This is a genomic window from Streptomyces sp. MS191 (genome assembly GCF_008042125.1).
GTDB lineage: Bacteria > Actinomycetota > Actinomycetes > Streptomycetales > Streptomycetaceae > Streptomyces.
Map to the genome: position 1 here is coordinate 34,628 of NZ_RDBI01000081.1, position 18,348 is coordinate 52,975.

Consider the following 18,348-nt stretch of genomic DNA (forward strand, 5'->3'; position numbering starts at 1 on the left):
TGGGTGCCGCCTCACTTGATCTGCACTGCGGGAGCCATGTAGCCGGTCTTGGCGGGAATCCTGCCCTCCACCACGTCCAGGTGGGTAATCGGCCCACCGGGGTCGGTGGGCAGACCGCCCAGGGCGTTCACCCCGGACTCGCCCTTGAGGCCCGAGGGTCCGTAGGCGGTGATGACGTTGCCGCCGCCGGCTCCGCCTCCCTTCGTCACGACGATGTCGTCGCCCTGCCGGAAGATCAGGTTCCCGCTGCCGGCCGTCGAGTGGTAGACCGCGTCGGGCTTCTTGAGGATCTCCAGGACCCGCTCGTCGGAGAAGTTGTGCGACGTGTCCGCGTGGTAGTTGCCGGCCTTCCGCATCCGGTCGCCCTGGGCCCTCTCGATCACCTCGTCCGCGGTGTCGACGGCCTCCTGCCGGGCCCGCGCGGCCTTCTCCTCCTTCGTGTACTTGGGCATGAGGCCCAGCGGGTCGCACCCGGAGTACGGGTTGTCCACGTAGGCGACGGGGTTCGGGGCCGGCGCGAGACCGAGGGGGTCCGGGGACGCGTACCGGCCGCTCTCCGGGTCGTAGTGCCGGAAGTGGTTGTAGTGGAGGCCGGTCTCGGGGTCGTCGTACTGCCCGGGGAAGCGGAGGGGGGTGTACGCGCTGCTCCCGCGGGCCCAGGCGGTGGCGCCCCACACGGTGGCCCGGGAGCGCCACGCGATCTCGCCGGACTCGTCGATCAGCTCGGTGGGGGTGCCGACCAGGTCGGTGGCGATGGCGAAGAAGCGGCGGTCGACCTCGGCCCGGGCCTCGTCGGCCGTGAGGACGCGCTCGGTCTGGGCGAGGGGCACGAGGCCGCGGTGGTCCCAGGTGAGGGCGACGGAGTGGGGCCGGTCCGGCTCATGGCTGGTCTGTTCGCACAGGGTCAGGCCGTCCCAGGTGAACCGGACCTCCTCGACCACGCTCTCCCCGTCCGGCGCCAGGCGCTGTTTGGCGGTGCGGCGGCCGAGGGGGTCGTAGCGGTACCTCCATCGGGTGCCGTCGGGGGTGGTCACGGCGGTGAGTCGGTTCTCGGTGTCCCACGTGTAGCGCCAGGTGTCCGGCTTGCGGGACAGCCGGGTCTTCTGCCGCAGGGTCACCCGGCCGAGCGCGTCGTGCTCGAAGCGGACGCCGCCGGCGCGGGTCAGCGTGGTGCCGGTGTAGGCGCGCGGCCCGGTGGCCTCGCCGCCGGAGTGGCCGGAGGGCCAGGAGGCGGAGGTCTGGTTGCCCGCGGCGTCGTAGGCGTACCGCTCCGTCCAGTCCCCGGCGCGGACGGCGGTGACCCGCCCGGCCGGGTCGAGGTCGAAGGCCCGGGTGCCCGACAGCCGGTCCGCGACGGAGACCAGGTGGCCGTCGGCGCGGTAGGCGTAGGAGCGGCTGTTGACGGTACGCCCGCCGACGGCGACGTGCTGCGCGGAGAGCCGTCCGGCCTCGTCCCAGGCGGACGTCATGCTGAGGGTGTCGTCGAAGACCCGGGCCAGCTCGCGGCCGGCGGCGTCGTGGGCGAAGCCGACCCGACGGCCGCCGGTGGTGACCTGGTGGAGCCGTCCGGCGGCGCCGTACGCGTACGAGGTGACGTGACCGGTCGGGGTGGTGCGACGGGTGCGGCGGCCGAGGACGTCGTAGGCGTAGACGACGGGTCGTCCGTCCACCAGTTCCGTCTTGGTGTTGCCGCGCTGGTCGTACTGGTACCGCAGTTCGCCGTCCGGGCCGGCGGCCTCCAGCAGGCGCCCGGCCCGGTCGTGGGTGTACGTCGTCACCCGGCCGTCGACGTCCTTGGCGACCACCTGGCCGAGGGCGTCGCGCGCGAAGGCCAGGGTGCCGCCGAGCGCGTCGACACGGGCGGCGAGCCGGCCGGCCGCGTCCACCCGGTAGCTCAGGACGCGGCCGTCGAAGTCGCTCTCGGAGACGACGTTGCCGGCCGCGTCGTAGGTGTAGTCCCAGGTCAGACCCTGGGGGTTGGTGACCCGGGTCAGCCGCAGGGAGGCGTCGTGCTCGAACTCGTAGCGTGCGCCGTCGGGCCGGGTACGGGCCACCGGCAGGTCGAAGTGGGTGTACTCGACGCGGGAGACGCCGCCGGCCGCGTCGGTATGGGTGAGGACGTTGCCCTCGCCGTCGTGGGTCCACGTCTCCGTGGCGCCGTCGGGTCCCGTCCGGCGGGCCAGGTGCCCGTCGGCGCTCCACTCCAGGAGGGTGAGCCCGCCCACCGGGTCGGTGACGCGGACCGGGCGGCCCAGGGCGTCGCGTTCCGTGCGGGTGGTGCCGCCGGCCGGGTCGGTCACCTCGACGGGCAGCCCGGCCGCGTCGCACACCACCCGCGTCGTCGCGCCGAGGGCGTCGGTGATCGAGGTGAGCCGTCCGCCGTGGTCGTAGGTGTAGCGGGTGGTGGTGCCGGCCTCGTCGGTGACCGCCGTGCGGTTGCCCCGTTCGTCGTACGTGTGGAGCACCCGTGTCCCGTCCGCGCCGACGACCTCCACCGGAAGGCCGAACAGGCCCCGCACGGTGTGCAGTTCGCTGCCGTCGGGGCGGACGGCGGAGGTCAGCCGGCCCTCGTCGTCGTACGCGAAGGACGTGGTGTGGCCGAGCGGGTCGGTGCGGGTCAGGGCGTTGCCGCGCGCGTCGTAGCTGAACGACGTGGTGTGGCCGAGCGGGTCGGTGACGGCCAGGAGCCGGCAGCCCGGTCCGAAGAGATGCCGTGTCGCGTGCCCGTCGGCGGTGGTGAGCGTCGTGGTGTGACGGCCCGTCTCGGGGTCCGGCTCGGTGTACGCCAGGGTGATGTGGACGTGCCCGGCCTCGCCGCCCTCCGCCACGACGCGGTCGCGGTCGTCGTACACGTAGTCGTAGCGGCTCGCGTTGGAGTCGATCCAGGCGATGACGCGGCGGCGGTCGTCGTAGACGAAGGTCGTGGTGGCGCCCGACGGCTTGGTGACCGTCGTCAGGTCGCCGTCCCGGTAGCCGTAGCGCAGCAGCGGCAGGTCCCCGCCGCCCTCGCCGGCGCCGGCCAGGGACAGGCCGGTGACCAGCCCGTCGGCGTGGGACAGCGTCACCTGGTGGCCGGCCGAGTGGGCCAGCGCCAGCGGCAGACCGCCCTCCGCCCGGTCGACGGTGACGACGTGACCGTTGCGTTCGGTCACGGTGGACAGCCAGGCCGTGCCGTCACCCCCCGGCTCGCCACCGGACGGGGCGGCGAAGCGGAAGATCAGGCCGCCGTCGGGGGCGGTGACCGTGTAGTCGCCGTCGGCGTCCCGGGCCAGGAGCGTGCCGGACCGGCCCGACCAGGGACGGGTGGGCACGCCCGGGACCGGGTGCGGGTACGTGACCAGGAGCCCGTCGGCGGTGACGTGGACGACGCCGATCGCGTCGATCTCCAGACGCTCGTCGACGGTGGACGACCAGGCGGGCCCGAGGAAGCGGCCGGTCGCGCTGCCGGACTCGGTGCGGCGGGTGAAGGCCAGCGGCAGGATGCCGGGGATCTCCAGGTCCGTCTGCGGCAGGTACATCCGGCCCGAGGCGAGGTCCACCGGGTCGCCGCCCGCGGTGCGGTCGCCGTCGGGGGTGTGGTGCGTCCCGTCCGGGCTGTCGTCGACCAGCCGGCGCAGCCGGGCCGCGTCCGCGGCCTCCTCGGCGATGCGCACACCCTTGACCGCGGCGCCGCCACCGCCGGTCGCGGCGGTCAGCGCGAGGTCGGGGATCAGCCGGCCGAAGCCCTCGGCCGGGTCCTTCATGAAGTCCTTGACCATCTGGGTGCCGGTGCCGACGGGGTCGTTGACGGCGACCACGAGCCCCGCGGCCAGGCTGTTGAGGGAGGTGGCGTACTCGGCGGGGTGCGTGATGTTGTACGGGTCCGTCGGGTTGACGCTGCGGACGAAGTTGAGCAGCCCCGCCGTGCCCTTGATGATGCCGCCGCCGACGTGGTCGCCCATGATCTGCAGTTCCTTGAGGCCGTCGCCCACCTGCTCGGCGTACGACGGCTTCGCCGGCGCCATGTCGCGGGCGGCACGGATCGCCGTGCGCGCGGTCTCCGCCGCCGAGTTCCGCTGCTTGCGGGCCTCGGCGAGGATGTCCTGGGCCTCCTTCATCAGCGCCTTGCCGGGATCCTCGAACGTCGCGCCGGGCTTGGGAGGCAGCGAGGCCGGGTCGCGCTTGTCGGCGGGCTGGGCGTTGTAGCGGTCGACGGCTCCGTTGTAGTCGTCGACCTTCTTGCGGTGGGCGTCGGCGGCGTTCTCGGAGGCCTTGACGCCCTCCTTCCACTTGTCGATCGCCGTCTGCGCCTGCCCCTGAGCCCAGGTGACGGTGTCGGCGAACGCCTCCAGGGCGCCGAGCGCCTTGGAGCTGGCGTCGGCGGCCTTGTACCACTTGGGCGGCTGGGTGCTCACCGCGGTGCGCAGCGCGTCGGCCGTCTCGCCCTTGAGCTGCCCGGAGTCCAGGCCCCGGAGACCGTCGCCGGTGTCGTCGAAGGCCGACTGGAAGGCGGTCAGCTTCGCCGCGACGGCGTTGATCTTGCTCGCGCTGCCGTAGATCAGCTTGGTCTTGTCCTCGGTCTGCCCGAGGTCCATCTCGTCGACCTCCGCGCCCAGGCGGTTGGCGACCGAGCGGGACTGCTCGCGGACCCAGTCGGCGCCGGACTCCCAGCCGACGTCCTCCAGCCGGTCCGCGGTCCAGTTCCCCGCGTCCTCGACCCGGTTGCCCACCCACTCGACGCCGTCCTCGACCGCGTCCTCGACCGAGTCGGGCGTGATGTCACTGATGAAGTCGCCGATACCCATGGTCAGTTCCCCCCGGACTCACCCTGCTGTTCCTGCTTCGCGCGTTCCTCCGGCGACGGGCCGAAGGTGTCGTCCAGTGCCTGGTTCCAGCGGTCGTCGGATATCCCGAGAGCCTCGTTCAGGATCTGCGACTGCCGGCCGCCCTGGCCCTCGGTGAGCACGGTGCGACCGGTGTCCTTCCAGGTCTGCTCCATGTCCTGCCCGGCCTTCTCGAACGACTCGGGGCTCCAGTCCGGGTCCAGGTAGTCCGGCGTGAAGATGTCCCCCCAGCCCTGCTTGGCGATCTCCTCCTCACTGGCGTGCGGGTTCCCGCCGAACAGCGAGTTGGCGCCGACCTTGAGGGTGCTCGCGATGTACTGGTCGTGCTCCCACATGGTGCCCGCCGCCAGGCCGAGGCGGTTCGCGATCTCGCTGGCGTCGCGCACCAGCGCGCGCACACCCCATTCCCAGCGTTCGCAGAAGTCCTCGAAGTCGACCGAGAGACCGTGGTGTCCGGCCTCCATCCCGGTCATGGCCAGCGACGAGAAGCCCTTGCCCAGCAACGAGCCGGTCGAGCCGCCGAGATCGCCGAGCTCGTCGATGGTCGCGCCCACGCCCTGCGTGAACCTGACCACGGACGCCTTGTCGAGTTGCAGGTCCTTCTCGTCACCGCTCATGCCCGTGTCCCCCTCCTGTCGTGCCCGCCGCACCGGCGTCGACGGCGACCGCGTCCGGAACGATCCCGACGACCGGCGGGAAGAACATCGACCCGTCCTCGGTGGCGATGTCCACGGCGAGCCCGGCGGGCTCGCCCAGCGCGGGCACGATCTCGTCGACGATCCGCGCGCCCAGCAGTGCCGCGTAGTCCATGGGCCGGTCGCCGGGCCCGTGGTGCAGGGCGAACCGCGCCAGCGCGGCCTCGTCGGTGAACCCGCAGATCCACCGCACCCCGCCCGAACGCACCGACCACAACCCCCCGTCGGCCACCGGTACCAGGAGCACCGACCGGCGCATCTCGCCGACCAGGGCGCGAGGGTCGTCGCCCCCTCTCCTCCGCTCCGCGATGCGCTCGGCGAGCGCCGCCCTCGGCTGCTGCACGGTTCCTCCCCGTCGTAGGCGACTGATGGCACCGTAGGGCAGGACGCAGCCCGGGGAGTGGGCGGTTCTCGTGAAGGTTCGCGAGGCTCCGTGCGCGGCTCCCACCCGGGCACGGGGGAGACCGCGCGATATGAGACGGTGCAGGGCGTGAGCCAGACATCACCGAACACCCTGCAATACCGCACCGACGGACCCGAAGACGCCCCGGTCCTGGTCCTGGGGCCCTCGCTGGGCACCACATGGCACATGTGGGACCGGCAGATCCCCGAGCTGACCCGTCAGTGGCGCGTCGTCCGCTTCGACCTGCCGGGACACGGCGGAGCCCCCGCCCACCCCTTCGCCTCCGTGGCCGAGCTCGGCGACCGGCTGCTCACCACGCTCGACGACCTGGGCGTCCAGCGCTTCGGCTACGCCGGCTGCTCGTTCGGCGGTGCCGTGGGCCTCGACCTCGCGCTCCGCGCCCCCCACCGGGTCGCCTCCCTGGCCCTGGTCGCCACCTCGCCCCGGTTCGGCAGCCCGGACGAGTTCCGGCAGCGCGGCGTGGTCGTCCGCGCCAACGGCCTCGAACCGATGGCCCGCACCGCGCCCGAGCAGTGGTTCACCCCCGGCTTCGCCGCCGCCCAGCCCGCGATCGTCGAATGGGCCGTCCAGATGGTGCGGACGACCGACCCCGGGTGCTACATCTCCGCGTGCGAGGCGCTCGCCGTCTTCGACGTCCGCGAGGCCCTGGCACGCATCGGGATCCCCGCGCTGGTGCTCGTCGGCTCCGAGGACCAGGTCACCGGCCCCGCCGAGGCCCGCACCCTGGTCGCCGGGATAGCGGAGGCCCGGCTCGCGGTCGTCCCCGGCGCCTCGCACCTCGCCCCCGTCGAGCAGCCGGCCGCCGTCACCGACCTGCTCACCGGCCACTTCGCCGGCACCGCGCACGACACCCAGAGCACGCCGGCCGCCCCGCCGATGCCGCCGGTCTCCGCCCCGGTCGTGCCCCGCGCCGAGATCGCCCCGGCAGAGATCCCGCCCGGGACCGCGGACGACTCGCGCCCCGACCCGTACGAGCGCGGCCTCAAGCTGCGCCGCGAGGTCCTGGGCGACGCCCATGTGGACCGGGCCCTCGGCGACGACTTCGACGAGGACTTCCAGTCGCTGGTCACCCGGTACGCCTGGGGCGAGATCTGGAGCCGGGAGGCCCTGGACCGCCGGACGCGCAGCGCGGTGACCCTCACCGCCCTGATCGCGGGCGGCCACCTCGACGCCCTCGCCGACCACACGAGGGCCGCCCTGCGCAACGGACTGACCCCCACCGAACTCAGGGAGATCGTGCTGCAGACCGGCGTGTACTGCGGGCTGCCCGCCGCCGACAGCGCGCTGCGCGTGGTGCGCCGGGTGATCAGGGAGGACACCACCCCGTAGGGCGTGTCCGCCGCTCCCGCGAGGGCCCCGGCGTCCGGCCTCCGCTCGCCGGTCCGGCCTGATCGACAGGACGTCCTCCGGGCGTACGCTGGCCGGGGGGCTGTCCACGGACGGCCCATCGGTCCGTCCGCGTCGTCGTGAGGTCGAGTCCCGTGAAGCTGACCAAGATGTCCCACGCCTGCGTCCGTCTGGAGAAGGACGGGCGGACGCTCGTCATCGACCCGGGCGGCTTCAGCGAGCAGGACGCGGCCCTCGGCGCCGACGTGCTGCTCGTGACCCACGAGCACCCCGACCACTTCGACGAGGCACGGCTGCGGGCCGCCCTGGAGGCCGACCCGGCCGCCGAGATCTGGACGCTCCGGAGCGTCGCCGAGCAGCTCGCGGCCGCCTTCCCGGGCCGGGTGCACACGGTGGGTCACGGCGACACCTTCAGCGCCGCCGGCTTCGACGTGCAGGTGCACGGCGAGCTGCACGCGGTCATCCACCCGGACATCCCCCGGATCACGAACGTCGGCTACCTCGTGGACGGCGGTGTCTTCCACCCCGGCGACGCGCTGACCGTCCCCGGTCAGCCGGTGGACACGCTGCTCCTCCCGGTGATGGCCCCGTGGAACAAGATCTCCGAGGTGATCGACTACGTCCGCGAGGTCCGGCCGCGCCGCGCCATCGACGTGCACGACGCCCTGCTCACCGACCTCGCCCGGCCGATCTACGACCGGCAGATCGGCGGGCTCGGCGGCACCGACCACGGCAGGCTGACCCCGGGCGACTCCACCGAGCTGTGACGGCCGTACCGGCGACTGTCGGACCCCGCCGATAGGCTTCCCCCCATGCGTATCGCGACCTGGAACGTCAACTCCATCACCGCCCGGCTGCCCCGGCTCCTGGCCTGGCTGGAAAGCAGCGGCACCGACGTGCTGTGCATCCAGGAGACCAAGTGCACCGCCGAGCAGTTCCCCACCGACGAGCTGCGCGAGCTGGGGTACGAGTCCGTGGTCAACGCCACCGGCCGGTGGAACGGCGTCGCGCTGGTCTCCCGGGCGGGCCTCGCCGACGTGGTCACGGGCCTGCCCGGCGGCCCCGTGTACGACGGCGTGGAGGAGCCCCGCGCGATCTCCGCGACCTGCGGTCCGGTCCGCGTCTGGTCGGTCTACGTGCCCAACGGCCGCGAGGTCTCCCACGAGCACTACGCGTACAAGCTGCTGTGGCTGGAGGCGCTCAAGGCCGCCGTGGCCGACGACGCGGCGGGGGAGCGGCCCTTCGCCGTCCTCGGCGACTACAACATCGCCCCGGCCGACGAGGACGTCTGGGACCTCGCGGCCTTCGAGGGCCTCACCCACGTCACCGAGCCCGAGCGGGCCGCGCTCGCCGGACTGCGCGAGACCGGGCTCTCGGACGTGGTCCCGCGCCCCCTCAAGTACGACCACCCCTTCACGTACTGGGACTACCGCCAGCTCTGCTTCCCGAAGAACCGGGGCATGCGCATCGACCTGGTGTACGGCAACAAGCCGTTCGCCGACGCGGTCACGGACAGCTACGTCGACCGCGAGGAGCGCAAGGGCAAGGGCGCGTCCGACCACGCGCCGGTCGTCGTCGACCTGGACGTCTGAGGGCGGTCCCGTCGTCCGCGGCGGGTCGGGTCCGCGAGGGTCGCCCCGCCGCGGCGATCTCCGCGCGCCTGGTGGTGCGGTGGCCCGGGAAAATGCGACGCTGGTCCGATGAACATCCCATTCCTGGACAACTGGCGCAAGAGGCGCGTGATCGAATCGTCCGCGCCACCGCTGGTCTCGGCCTTCGACCGGGACCCCGAAGGCGTGGCGGATCTGCTCGCCGAGTGCGAGTTGCTGCGTACGGTCGTCCAGGACTCGGGGATCGAGCTGGACGACACGCCGTACTCCCTGGAGCGGATCGACCAGATCCCGCCGCGCTGGCGCGACGATCCCGAGGAGCTTCCCTGGCTGGGCAACGACGCCGGCCTCTATCTGGGCACGGTCATCGTGCGGACCGTGCCCGGTGCGACCTGGCAGGTGTGGCCGGGCGGCCAGCCGGTGGTCCGGCTGGCCTCGGGCCGGGAGATCAACGTCGTGGAGGCCGGGCTCGACTGGGCGATCAGCGGCTCGCCGGAGCTCTCCCAGGTGTACGCGGAGGCCGCCGAGTTCTGACGGGACCTCCACCCCTTTGCAGTAAATACGGCTTATGCCCGTCTTATGCGTGTCAGTCGATAAGTGTCTTTTCGTGGTGAATAGTTTGCGCTGACCTCGACATCGCCGAGAAGGGGGCAGGGCAGCGTATGGCCGTCGTCGATCCGTTGATCGAGCCGCGTGGCGCCGACAAGCACCTCGGCACCCCGCACGTCCTGCGGGACATCGACCACACGTCGACGCTCTTCGACGAGCCGACGTCCGACCACCGCGTCGTCCTCATGGCCGACGGACGCGTCGTCGAGGACCGCACCCCCGAGGAGTTCTCCACCCGGTCGCGGAGCGAGCGCGCCCAGGACTTCCTGTCCAAGATCCTCACGCACTGACCGGGGCGGGCCTTTCCATGCACCGTACGAAGCGCACCCCCGTCCTGCTCGCCCGGCTGCCGACGGCCGTGGCCGTCGCACCCGGTGCCTCGGAGAAGGAGGGGCCCCTCGGCTCCACCTCCGTCGCGCTCGCCGAGAACCCGGCGGTCGCCGGCGCCTCAGGGCGTCACCGGCCCGCTCGGCACCTGCCCGACCCTGAGCGAACTCGGCCACGGCATCGTCCGGACCGCCGTCGGCCACCTGATCATCACCCCCACCATCAGCGTGCTCTCCACCTTCGTGGAGAAGCGCCGGGGAGTCGCCCGATGACCACGTCCACCACCCCCCACGACCTCCCCGGCCCGCCAGGGCGAGGAGCACGACCGTCGACAGGAGGAGCACGACCGTCGACAGGACGCCACCCGCTCCACGGCGTCCTGTCGACGGTCGTGCTCCTCGCCCTGGCGGGCCGGATCCTCCATCTCCTCCTCGACATGGGGCGGTTCACCGCCACCGAGTGGTCTCCCTCCGCCTACGAGGAGTTCCTGCGCGCGGGCAGGCCCATCGCGTCCGATCTCGACTACGATCTGCCCTTCATCCCCGTGGCGCCGGTGATCTCGCCGATCTGCATCGGGATGTGCGTGCTGCTCTCCTGGTTCGCCACCCGGGTGGCCGGGAGGGAGCGGCGCAGTCCGAGGACACGGGCCGGGGACGTCGTCCCGGCCGGACCAGGGACGCTGCTCCCGCCGCTCGGCCGGTAGCCGACGCGGGGCAGCTCGCAAGGAGCCATGCCCGTCCGGCGACGGCCGGTGATCACTTCGCCCGCAGCGGGACCGACACGTACGACGGGTCGCCCGCGGGGGAGGAGAAGGTCAGCCGTGCGCCGGTCGGGTTGTGCTCGATGTAGAGGGGGTCGACGGTGTCCACGACCACGGCGAGACGGTGGCCGGCCGGCACGTCGTAGGCCGTGGAGAAGAGCTCCAGGTCGACGGTGAACGGCTTGCCGGGCGTCTGCCCGTGGAAGGTGTACGGGGCATTGCTGACCAACTTGCCGAGGCCGAGCGGGCCCACGTCGTAGAGATAGGCGACGAGGGTGCCGCTCTCCTTGGTCGAGGTGACCGTGGTGTGGAGCTTCGCGGTGCCCCGCACCTGCTGGGCGGTGCCGTACCGCTCCGACTGCCAGACGCCGGCGAAGGCGCGGGGCAGCAGCGGGATGGAGGCCGTCGGCGGGGCCTGGACGAGCTGGTCCAGGATGTTGGACAGGAAGACCAGGCCGCCGTTGGCGCCCGAGTCGACGTTGGCCCAGATCCGCTGCGTGCCGCCGAGGGCGATCTTCCGTTCGTCGGCGCCCACGGACTTCCAGTCGGGATAGCTCTCGTAGCCGCCGTCGGAACGGGGCTTGAGCCGGACGGGCTGCTCGCGGTCGATGCCGTTGTCGACGCCCTTCAGGTAGTGGTCGAACCATCGATGGGCGCTGGTCCAGGTGTCGTTGGGCAGCCCGAGCAGACCGGTCGCCTCGGCGGTGGCGTGGTCGCCGGGCCGGAACTCCAGCCGCTTGGGGCCCGTCAGCTTCTCGTAGAAGGACGCGTACTGGTTCGGCGGGAAGATCGTGTCGCCCCAGGCGTTCCCGAGCATGATCGCGGCGCCGTTGGCGTTGATCCGGTCGAGCTGGGTGGCGGCGGAGCGGGTGCGTCCCCAGGCGATCATCTCGTCCTCCTTGTCCAGGTCGGACGAGAGGAAGTCGCCGAGGATCTGGCGGAGTTCGGGGCCGGGACGGCCGGTGAGATAGCCGGCGCCGCCGAGCACCGCGGCGGCCTGGAGGTGCTGGGTGCGTCCGCTGTAGATGGACTCGATGAGGTCGGCCCAGCCGCTGAGGGCCGCGACGGCCTTGATCCGGCTGTCGTGCGCCGAGGCGAGCAGGCTGATGCCGGCGCCGTACGAGACTCCCGCCATGCCGACCTTGTCCGGGTCGGCGGGGGTGTGCGCGAGGGCCCAGTCGATGACCAGGGAGGCGTCGGCGACGTCCTTCGGGCCGGCCGTCTCGATCTCGCCGCCGGACTGCCAGAAGCCGCGGGAGTTGTAACTGACCACGACGTAACCGGAGTCGGCGAGCTTCTGGGCCTGCGCGAGGTACTCGATCTGGGGCACGGCCCAGCTCGTGGGGAGCACGATCACCGGGAAACGGGACGCGCCGTCGGCGCCGGCCGGGGTGACGACGTTGGCCTTGAGGACGGTTCCTCCGTCGCCGGCGATGTCGACGAAGCGGACGGTGGTGCCGGTGGCGGCTGTCCCGGACGCGTGGGCGGTGGGGGCGAGTCCGAGGGTCGTTCCGGCCACGAGGGCGGCCGAGACGGCGAAGACCGGAGCTGTGCGCACGGGTCACTCCTCACTGGGGGGTCACTGATGGGGGGCAGTGAAAGTGACCCGACGGTAACCGCGCGGCCTTACCTGCGGTAACTGGTCGGTAAGTTACGTGCGGGTAACGATTGTGCGCGGGTCGGCGCGCGCGGCCGGTGCCCACGCGCTCCTGGGACGTGTTGCGGGCGCTCCGCAGCCACCCGGCGCGCCGCGGGGTGTATACGGCCGGACTCGCGGGCACCCGGCGACTCCCGGCCGTTTCAGGGGTGTTCGGCCCGTCGCCGACGTCCCGCCTGCGATCCTGTGATCATGGAAGCGCACACGGGCAGCACGATGGTCGCCCTCCCGCCGGGACGGGTGACTCTGTCGGACCGGCGGACCCGGCGGCGCTGGCAGGTCGAGATCACGCCCTGCGAGCTCGCGGCGGTCCCGGTCACCCAGGCGCTGTACGCCGAGGTCACCGGCGGACTGCGGCCGAGCGCCGCACCCGGGGACCTCCTCCCCGTCGAGGGCGTCTCCTGGTGGGACGCCGTCCGGTTCTGCGACGCCCTGTCCGTACGGCACGGACTCGCCCCGGCGTACCGGATCCGGGGGGACGACGAGGGCATCGAGTGGGACGCCGCCGCCGACGGTTACCGGCTGCCCACCGAGGCGGAGTGGGAGTACGCCTGCCGCGCCGGCACGACCGGTCCGCACTACGGCCCCCTCGACGACATCGCCTGGTACCGCGGCAACTCGGGCGACCGCCCGCACGACGTCGGCGGCAGACTGCCCAACGCCTGGGGCCTGCACGACATGCTGGGCAACGTCTGGAACTGGTGCTGGGACGTCTACGACGCCGAGGTCTACGGCGCCTACCGGGTGCTGCGCGGCGGCGGCTGGTTCGACGAGCACTGGAGCTGCCGCGCCTCCGCCCGGCGCCGCAGCCACCCGAGCTACCGGGTCGACGACGTCGGCTTCCGCGTCGCCCGCTCCCTCCCCGCCTGACACCCGGGTACGGAGGCCGGCCGCGGCGTCCCGCCGGTCCGCCCGCCCGCGGGACCCGACGGGCGTCCGCGACCGGAGGCGCCCCCGGCCTCTGGAAATCCCCGGGCCGGCGCCCCAGGCTGGGAGCCGTGCAGAACACCGGAGAGGTACCCGACGTCMTCGACCCCCGGATCTACGCCCGCGGCCTGCCGCACGAGGCGTTCGGAGTGCTGCGCGACCGCCACCCCGTCGCCTGGCAGCAGGAGCACGAGGTCCTCGGCTGGCCCCCGGGCACCGGCTTCTGGGCCGTGACCCGGCACGCCGACGTGGTCCGGGTGCTGAAGGACTCCGCCGACTACTCCTCCCGCCTCGGCGCCACGCAGATCCGGGACCCCGATCCCGCCGACCTGCCCTTCATCCGGCGGATGATGCTCAACCAGGACCCGCCGGAGCACGGCCGGCTGCGCCGCCTCGTCAGCCGGGCGTTCACGCCGGGACGGATCGAGCGCTTCGCCGGGACGGCGCGGCTACGGGCCCGGCAGCTGCTGCGGGACGCGCTGGAGACCGGGGACGAGATCGACCTCGTGCACGCGGTCACCGACGACTACGCGCTGCTCAACCTGACCGACCTCCTCGGCGTGCCCGCCGCCGACCGGGGACTGCTGCTGACCTGGACCGAGCGGGTCATCGCCTACCAGGACCCCGACGAACCGCCCGTGCTCGACGCGGACGGCCGACCGGTGAACCCGCGGTCCCCGGCGGCGCTCGCGGAGATGTTCGCCTACGCCCAGGACCTCGCCGCGTACCGGAGGCGCCGGCCCGCGGACGACATCATGTCCACGCTCGCGGCCTCCGGGCTCCGGGACGGCGAGCTGGAGATGTTCTTCTTCCTGCTCACCGTCGCCGGCAACGACACCGTCCGCAGCGCCGCCCCCGGTGGCCTGCTCGCCCTCGCCCGGGACCCCCGGGAGCGCGCGCGGCTGTGGTCCGGCGAGGTCGGCACGGACACGGCCGTGGACGAACTGCTGCGCGTCCACCCGCCGGTGCTCTCCTTCCGCCGCACCGCCGTCCGGGACACCGAGCTGGCGGGCCGGCCGATCGCCGCCGGCGACAAGGTCGTGGTCTTCCACGCGTCCGCCAACCACGACGAGCGGGTCTTCCGCGACCCGCTCCGGCTCGACCTCGGCCGGACGCCCAACCCGCACGTCTCCTTCGGCGACGGCCCTCACGTCTGCCTGGGGGCCCACTTCGCCCGGCTCCAGCTGCGGATCCTGCACGAGGAGGTGCGGGACGCGCTCACCGGCCTCGACCTCGCGGGTCCGCCCCGGCGGCTCGTCTCCAACTTCGTCAACGGCGTCAAGTCGTTGCCGGTTCGGACTCGGGCTCGGGCTCGGGGGCGGGAGCGGTCCGCGCCGCCCGCGTGACATCGGCGACCAGCTCCACCACGTCGGGCCCGTACGCCTGGGAGTTGACCACCTTGAGGAGCAGCACGAAGGGGCCGGAGCCGTACTTGCGCGCCAGCTTCTCGTGGTGCCGGAAGAGGTAGCGGGTCGCGGCCTGGTTGGTGATGGCGCGCTGGCCGCAGAAAAGGAACACCGGCCGGCCGCCCTCGCCGCCGGTGAGCCGGGCGAGCACGACGTACTCCGTCAGCCCCTTCTCCGGGAGGTAGGACTCCCCGCCGACGACGAGCGCGGCCCGGTCCGGATGGTCCGGGTCGGTCTCGACGTTCATGGTCAGGCCCGGCAGGAGCGAGCGCAGATGGGCCGCCATCCGCTGGTTGGAGTACGGGCCGCCGAGGCAGAACTCGGTGCGGTCGCCGAACCCCTGCCGGGCGAGATCGTGCTGGACGATCTCGGCGTTCGCCCCGCAGTCCTTGATGAGCGCCGCCAGTTCGAGCAGCGCGAACACGTCGAAGCGGTGCACGGCACCGTCGCTGCCCGCCTCCCGGTTCACCACGAGCAGGCACGCGGCGCCGCCCGGCAGTCCGAAGAAGGCCTGCTTGCGACGGAGCTTGCGGCGCCAGAGATAGGTGCGGGTGAGCCAGCCGAGCGTGGCACTGACGCCCGTGGCGAGCACGCCCAGCACCACATTGCGCAGGTCTTCATTCATGGGCGCGCATGCTAGCGGGCGTGCGGTCGGTTGTTCGAGGCGGTCCTGACGGGGGGCGCCGGGGGAAGTTACGCTGCGGGGACGGCTGTTGACTGGAGGTAAGGATGCGTCGTTCCGCCACACGGACCGTGCCGATTCTGGCCGTCGCCGCGACGGTGCTCTCGGTGGGGGCCGCGGCTCCGCCGACACCCGCGACGGCGACACCGGTCAAGGAGCCCGTCGCCGTCGGATACGGCGGGGCCGTCGCGAGCGTCGACGCCGACGCCTCGGCCGCCGGCGTCGAGGTCCTGCGCAAGGGCGGCAACGCGGTCGACGCCGCCGTGGCGGTGGCCGCGGCCCTCGGCGTCACGGAGCCCTACTCGGCCGGCATCGGCGGAGGCGGGTACCTCGTCTACTACGACGCGAAGAGCCGTACCGTCCACACGGTCGACGGCCGGGAGACGGCACCGCGTTCGGCGGACGCGAACCTCTTCGTGGAGAACGGCAAGCCGATCCCCTTCGAGGAGGGGATGACCAGCGGCCGGGGCGTCGGCACGCCGGGCACCCCGGCGACCTGGAAGACGGCCCTGGACGCCTGGGGCAGCAAGCCGCTGCGCGGCCTCCTCGAACCGGCGAGCCGGCTGGCCCGCGACGGCTTCACCGTCGACGCCACCTTCCGCGCCCAGACGGCCGCCAACGAGGCCCGCTTCCGCGACTTCCCGGCCTCCTCGTCCCTCTTCCTGCCCGGCGGACGGCTCCCGGAGGTCGGATCGGTCTTCAGGAACCCCGACCTGGCCCGGACGTACGACAAGCTGGGCCGCGAGGGCGTCGGGGCCCTCTACCGCGGGCCGCTGGCCCGGGACATCGTCGACACCGTCCGCACGCCCCCGGTGCGGGACGGCGCCACGCGCAACGTCCGTTCCGGCGACCTGACGGAGCGTGACCTGGCCGGGTACGCCACGGAGCGGCGCCGGCCCACGAAGGTCTCCTACCGGGGCCTCGACGTCTACGGCATGGCTCCCTCCTCCTCCGGCGGGACGAGCGTCGGCGAGGCGCTCAACATCCTGGAGGGCACCGACCTGTCCGGCGCCTCGCCCGCCCGGTACCTCCACCGGTTCATCGAGGCGAGCCGGATCGCCTTCGCCGACCGCGGCCGCTGGGTCGGCGACCCGGCCTTCGAGGACGTGCCCGTCAGGGAGCTGCTCTCCCAGCGCTACGCGGACTCCCGGGCCTGCCTGATCCGCGACGACGCCGCTCTGACCAGCCCGCTCCCGCCGGGCGACCCGCGTCACCCCGCCGCCTGCGCGAGCGCGGGCCCGGCGGCGCCGACCACGTACGAGGGCGAGAACACCACGCATCTCACGGTGGCCGACCGGTGGGGCAACGTCGTCGCCTACACGCTGACGATCGAGTCGACGGGCGGCAGCGGGATCACCGTCCCGGGACGGGGCTTCCTGCTCAACAACGAGCTGACCGACTTCTCCTTCGCACCGGCCGACCCGGCCGTCCACGACCCCAACCTGCCCGGTCCGGGGAAGCGGCCCCGCTCCTCGATCTCCCCGACGATCGTCCTCGACCGGCACGGCCGTCCGGTGCTCGCCCTGGGATCCCCCGGCGGCGCGACGATCATCACCACCGTGTTGCAGACGCTGACCGGCGTCGTGGACCGCGGGCTGCCGCTCGGGGACGCGATCGCCGCGCCGCGCGCCAGTCAGCGCAACCAGGCGACGACCGAGCTGGAACCGGCGCTGTGGAACAGCCCGTTGCGGGCGGAACTGGAGGCCATCGGGCACGGCTTCCGGCAGAACCCGGAGATCGGGGCGGCCACCGGCGTGCAGCGCCTGCCCGACGGGCGCTGGGTGGCGGCGGCGGAACCCGTCCGCCGGGGCGGCGGCTCGGCGATGGTGGTGCGGCCCGCCGCCCGGTAGGGCGCCGCCCCTGGTGCCGGGCTCCGGGGGCGGGCGGTGCGGCCCGCCCGGTGCGGGCGCCGACGGGCCCGGCGCGCCGCCGGTGCCAGGGGGCGCCCGCACCCGGGGCCGGGCCCGTCCTGCCGGGCGGGGTCCCGGCCGCGTCCCCGGCTACGGGGCCGTCAGGATGCGCGGGCCGTCGGTGGTGATGGCCACCGTGTGCTCCGCGTGGGCCGCGCGGGAGCCGTCGAGCGTGCGCACGGTCCAGCCGTCGGCGGCCGTGTAGTGGTCGTCGTCGCCGCCGGCCAGCAGCATCGGCTCGATCGCGAGCACCATGCCGTGCCGCAGCGGCATGCCGCGGCCGGGGCGGCCTTCGTTGGGGACGCCGGGGTCCTCGTGCATGGCGCGGCCGATGCCGTGGCCGCCGAAGCCGTCCGGGATGCCGTAGCCGGCGCGGCGGCAGACGCGGCCGACGGCGTGCGCGATGTCGCCGATGCGGTTGCCGACCACGGCCGCCGCGATGCCCGCCTCCAGCGCCTCGTACGCGGTCTCGACCAGCCGGGTGTCCTCGGGCCGGGCGCGGCCGACCGTGAAGCTGACGGCGGAGTCTCCCGCCCAGCCGCGGAGGAGGGCCCCGCAGTCGACGGAGACGAGGTCGCCGTCGGCGAGGCGCTGGTCGCCCGGGATGCCGTGCACGATCGCGTCGTTGACGGACGTGCAGACGACCGCCGGGAACGGCACCGGAGCCCAGTCCGGGTGGTAGTCGAGGAACGGCGATCCGGCGCCCGCCGCGGTCAGCACCTCGCGCGCCGCCCGGTCCAGTTCCCGGAGCGTCACGCCGGGCGCGGCCTTCTCCCGCGCGGCCGCCAGGGCCTCGGCGACGACCCGCCCCGCTTCCCGCATGGCCTGCAGGGATTCGTCTGTCTTGATCTCAACCATGCCAATTACTATACCGGTATTAGAATGGCGGCATGGTTCGTACACCCCTGACCCCCGAGGAGCGCGAGCGCGGCGAGCGCCTCGGCCTCCTGCTGCGCGAGGCCCGCGGCGGCCGGTCCATGGTCGAGATCGCCGCCGCCGCCGGGCTCTCCGCCGAGACCCTGCGCAAGATCGAGACCGGCCGGGCGCCGACCCCCGCCTTCTTCACCGTCGCGGCGCTGGCCCGCGTCCTCGGCCTGTCCCTCGACGAGGTCGTCGTCCGGTGCGCGCTGGTGCCCGTCTGACCGGGCCCGGGAGCGCGCCGAGGGGTGAG

The 18,348-nt window shown here is 73.3% G+C and carries 14 protein-coding genes and 2 pseudogenes; 10 read left to right on the top strand and 6 right to left on the bottom strand.

The annotated features are described in order from the left end of the window. Positions 1-11: 11 nt before the first annotated feature. From EAO71_RS34310 to EAO71_RS34320, 3 genes are read right to left on the bottom strand one after another with little or no spacing between them, the layout of a single operon-like run. Positions 12-4,784: a putative T7SS-secreted protein gene (locus tag EAO71_RS34310; RefSeq protein ID WP_147981735.1), complete on the bottom strand. Its 4,773-nt coding sequence runs from the start codon at positions 4,782-4,784 to the stop codon at positions 12-14. 2 nt (positions 4,785-4,786) lie between these two features. Then, on the bottom strand, positions 4,787-5,440 hold the full coding sequence (locus EAO71_RS34315; RefSeq protein ID WP_147981736.1) for a hypothetical protein: 654 nt from the start codon (positions 5,438-5,440) through the stop codon (positions 4,787-4,789). Further along, on the bottom strand, positions 5,430-5,861 hold the full coding sequence (locus EAO71_RS34320; protein WP_187282938.1) for a hypothetical protein: 432 nt from the start codon (positions 5,859-5,861) through the stop codon (positions 5,430-5,432). Before EAO71_RS34320 ends, EAO71_RS34315 begins: the two co-directional genes overlap by 11 nt. Positions 5,862-6,008: 147 nt before the next feature. Between EAO71_RS34320 and pcaDC the strand changes: the two genes are divergently transcribed. The 6 genes and pseudogenes from pcaDC to EAO71_RS39405 all read left to right on the top strand — a co-directional run. Further along, a complete protein-coding gene (gene pcaDC / locus EAO71_RS34325; protein ID WP_147981737.1) occupies positions 6,009-7,271 on the top strand; it encodes a bifunctional 3-oxoadipate enol-lactonase/4-carboxymuconolactone decarboxylase PcaDC in 1,263 nt (420 codons plus the stop codon). Between the two features lie 152 nt (positions 7,272-7,423). Next, positions 7,424-8,056: an MBL fold metallo-hydrolase gene (locus tag EAO71_RS34330; protein WP_147981738.1), complete on the top strand. Its 633-nt coding sequence runs from the start codon at positions 7,424-7,426 to the stop codon at positions 8,054-8,056. A 45-nt stretch (positions 8,057-8,101) separates the two neighbouring features. After that, positions 8,102-8,881 (top strand): exodeoxyribonuclease III, encoded by a 780-nt coding sequence (locus tag EAO71_RS34335; protein WP_147981739.1) that lies wholly within the window; start codon positions 8,102-8,104, stop codon positions 8,879-8,881. Between the two features lie 108 nt (positions 8,882-8,989). Next, positions 8,990-9,433: a DUF6278 family protein gene (locus tag EAO71_RS34340; protein ID WP_147981740.1), complete on the top strand. Its 444-nt coding sequence runs from the start codon at positions 8,990-8,992 to the stop codon at positions 9,431-9,433. A 245-nt stretch (positions 9,434-9,678) separates the two neighbouring features. After that, a pseudogene (locus EAO71_RS34345) lies at positions 9,679-9,798 on the top strand (amino acid ABC transporter ATP-binding protein); the annotation flags it as partial. 512 nt (positions 9,799-10,310) lie between these two features. Beyond that, positions 10,311-10,538, top strand: a pseudogene (locus EAO71_RS39405) (amino acid ABC transporter permease); the annotation flags it as partial. 52 nt (positions 10,539-10,590) lie between these two features. On the opposite strand, the gene EAO71_RS34355 reads toward EAO71_RS39405, so the two are convergent. Then, positions 10,591-12,153, bottom strand: a complete 1,563-nt coding sequence (locus tag EAO71_RS34355) for an alpha/beta fold hydrolase (RefSeq protein ID WP_147981742.1) — start codon at positions 12,151-12,153, stop codon at positions 10,591-10,593. A 291-nt stretch (positions 12,154-12,444) separates the two neighbouring features. Here EAO71_RS34355 and EAO71_RS34360 point away from each other — a divergent pair, with 291 nt between their 5' ends. Beyond that, entirely contained in the window at positions 12,445-13,122 is a 678-nt protein-coding gene (locus EAO71_RS34360; RefSeq protein ID WP_147981743.1) for a formylglycine-generating enzyme family protein, read from the top strand. A 128-nt stretch (positions 13,123-13,250) separates the two neighbouring features. Continuing rightward, positions 13,251-14,525 (top strand): cytochrome P450, encoded by a 1,275-nt coding sequence (locus EAO71_RS34365; RefSeq protein ID WP_147981744.1) that lies wholly within the window; start codon positions 13,251-13,253, stop codon positions 14,523-14,525. Here the strand turns inward: EAO71_RS34365 and EAO71_RS34370 are convergent. After that, a complete protein-coding gene (locus tag EAO71_RS34370; RefSeq protein ID WP_147981745.1) occupies positions 14,458-15,210 on the bottom strand; it encodes a hypothetical protein in 753 nt (250 codons plus the stop codon). The two genes, EAO71_RS34365 and EAO71_RS34370, sit on opposite strands and share 68 nt — an antisense overlap. A 104-nt stretch (positions 15,211-15,314) precedes the next feature. On the opposite strand from EAO71_RS34370, the gene ggt reads away from it, so the two are divergent. After that, positions 15,315-17,117 (top strand): gamma-glutamyltransferase, encoded by a 1,803-nt coding sequence (ggt, locus tag EAO71_RS34375; protein WP_147981746.1) that lies wholly within the window; start codon positions 15,315-15,317, stop codon positions 17,115-17,117. Between the two features lie 150 nt (positions 17,118-17,267). Here the strand turns inward: ggt and map are convergent, their stop codons facing one another. Continuing rightward, positions 17,268-18,035: a type I methionyl aminopeptidase gene (gene map / locus EAO71_RS34380; RefSeq protein WP_147981747.1), complete on the bottom strand. Its 768-nt coding sequence runs from the start codon at positions 18,033-18,035 to the stop codon at positions 17,268-17,270. Positions 18,036-18,067: 32 nt separating this feature from the next. Between map and EAO71_RS34385 the strand changes: the two genes are divergently transcribed. Further along, positions 18,068-18,319, top strand: a complete 252-nt coding sequence (locus EAO71_RS34385) for a helix-turn-helix domain-containing protein (RefSeq protein WP_147981748.1) — start codon at positions 18,068-18,070, stop codon at positions 18,317-18,319. The last annotated feature ends 29 nt before the right edge of the window (positions 18,320-18,348 follow it).

Bases quoted from the DNA above. Each gene is read 5' to 3' on its own strand.
- EAO71_RS34310 (WP_147981735.1), bottom strand. From the start codon at position 4,784: ATGGGTATCGGCGACTTCATCAGTGACATCACGCCCGACTCGGTCGAG.
- EAO71_RS34315 (WP_147981736.1), bottom strand. From the start codon at position 5,440: ATGAGCGGTGACGAGAAGGACCTGCAACTCGACAAGGCGTCCGTGGTC.
- EAO71_RS34335 (WP_147981739.1), top strand. From the start codon at position 8,102: ATGCGTATCGCGACCTGGAACGTCAACTCCATCACCGCCCGGCTGCCC.
- EAO71_RS34340 (WP_147981740.1), top strand. From the start codon at position 8,990: ATGAACATCCCATTCCTGGACAACTGGCGCAAGAGGCGCGTGATCGAA.
- EAO71_RS34360 (WP_147981743.1), top strand. From the start codon at position 12,445: ATGGAAGCGCACACGGGCAGCACGATGGTCGCCCTCCCGCCGGGACGG.
- EAO71_RS34370 (WP_147981745.1), bottom strand. From the start codon at position 15,210: ATGAATGAAGACCTGCGCAATGTGGTGCTGGGCGTGCTCGCCACGGGC.
- ggt (WP_147981746.1), top strand. From the start codon at position 15,315: ATGCGTCGTTCCGCCACACGGACCGTGCCGATTCTGGCCGTCGCCGCG.
- map (WP_147981747.1), bottom strand. From the start codon at position 18,035: ATGGTTGAGATCAAGACAGACGAATCCCTGCAGGCCATGCGGGAAGCG.
- EAO71_RS34385 (WP_147981748.1), top strand. From the start codon at position 18,068: ATGGTTCGTACACCCCTGACCCCCGAGGAGCGCGAGCGCGGCGAGCGC.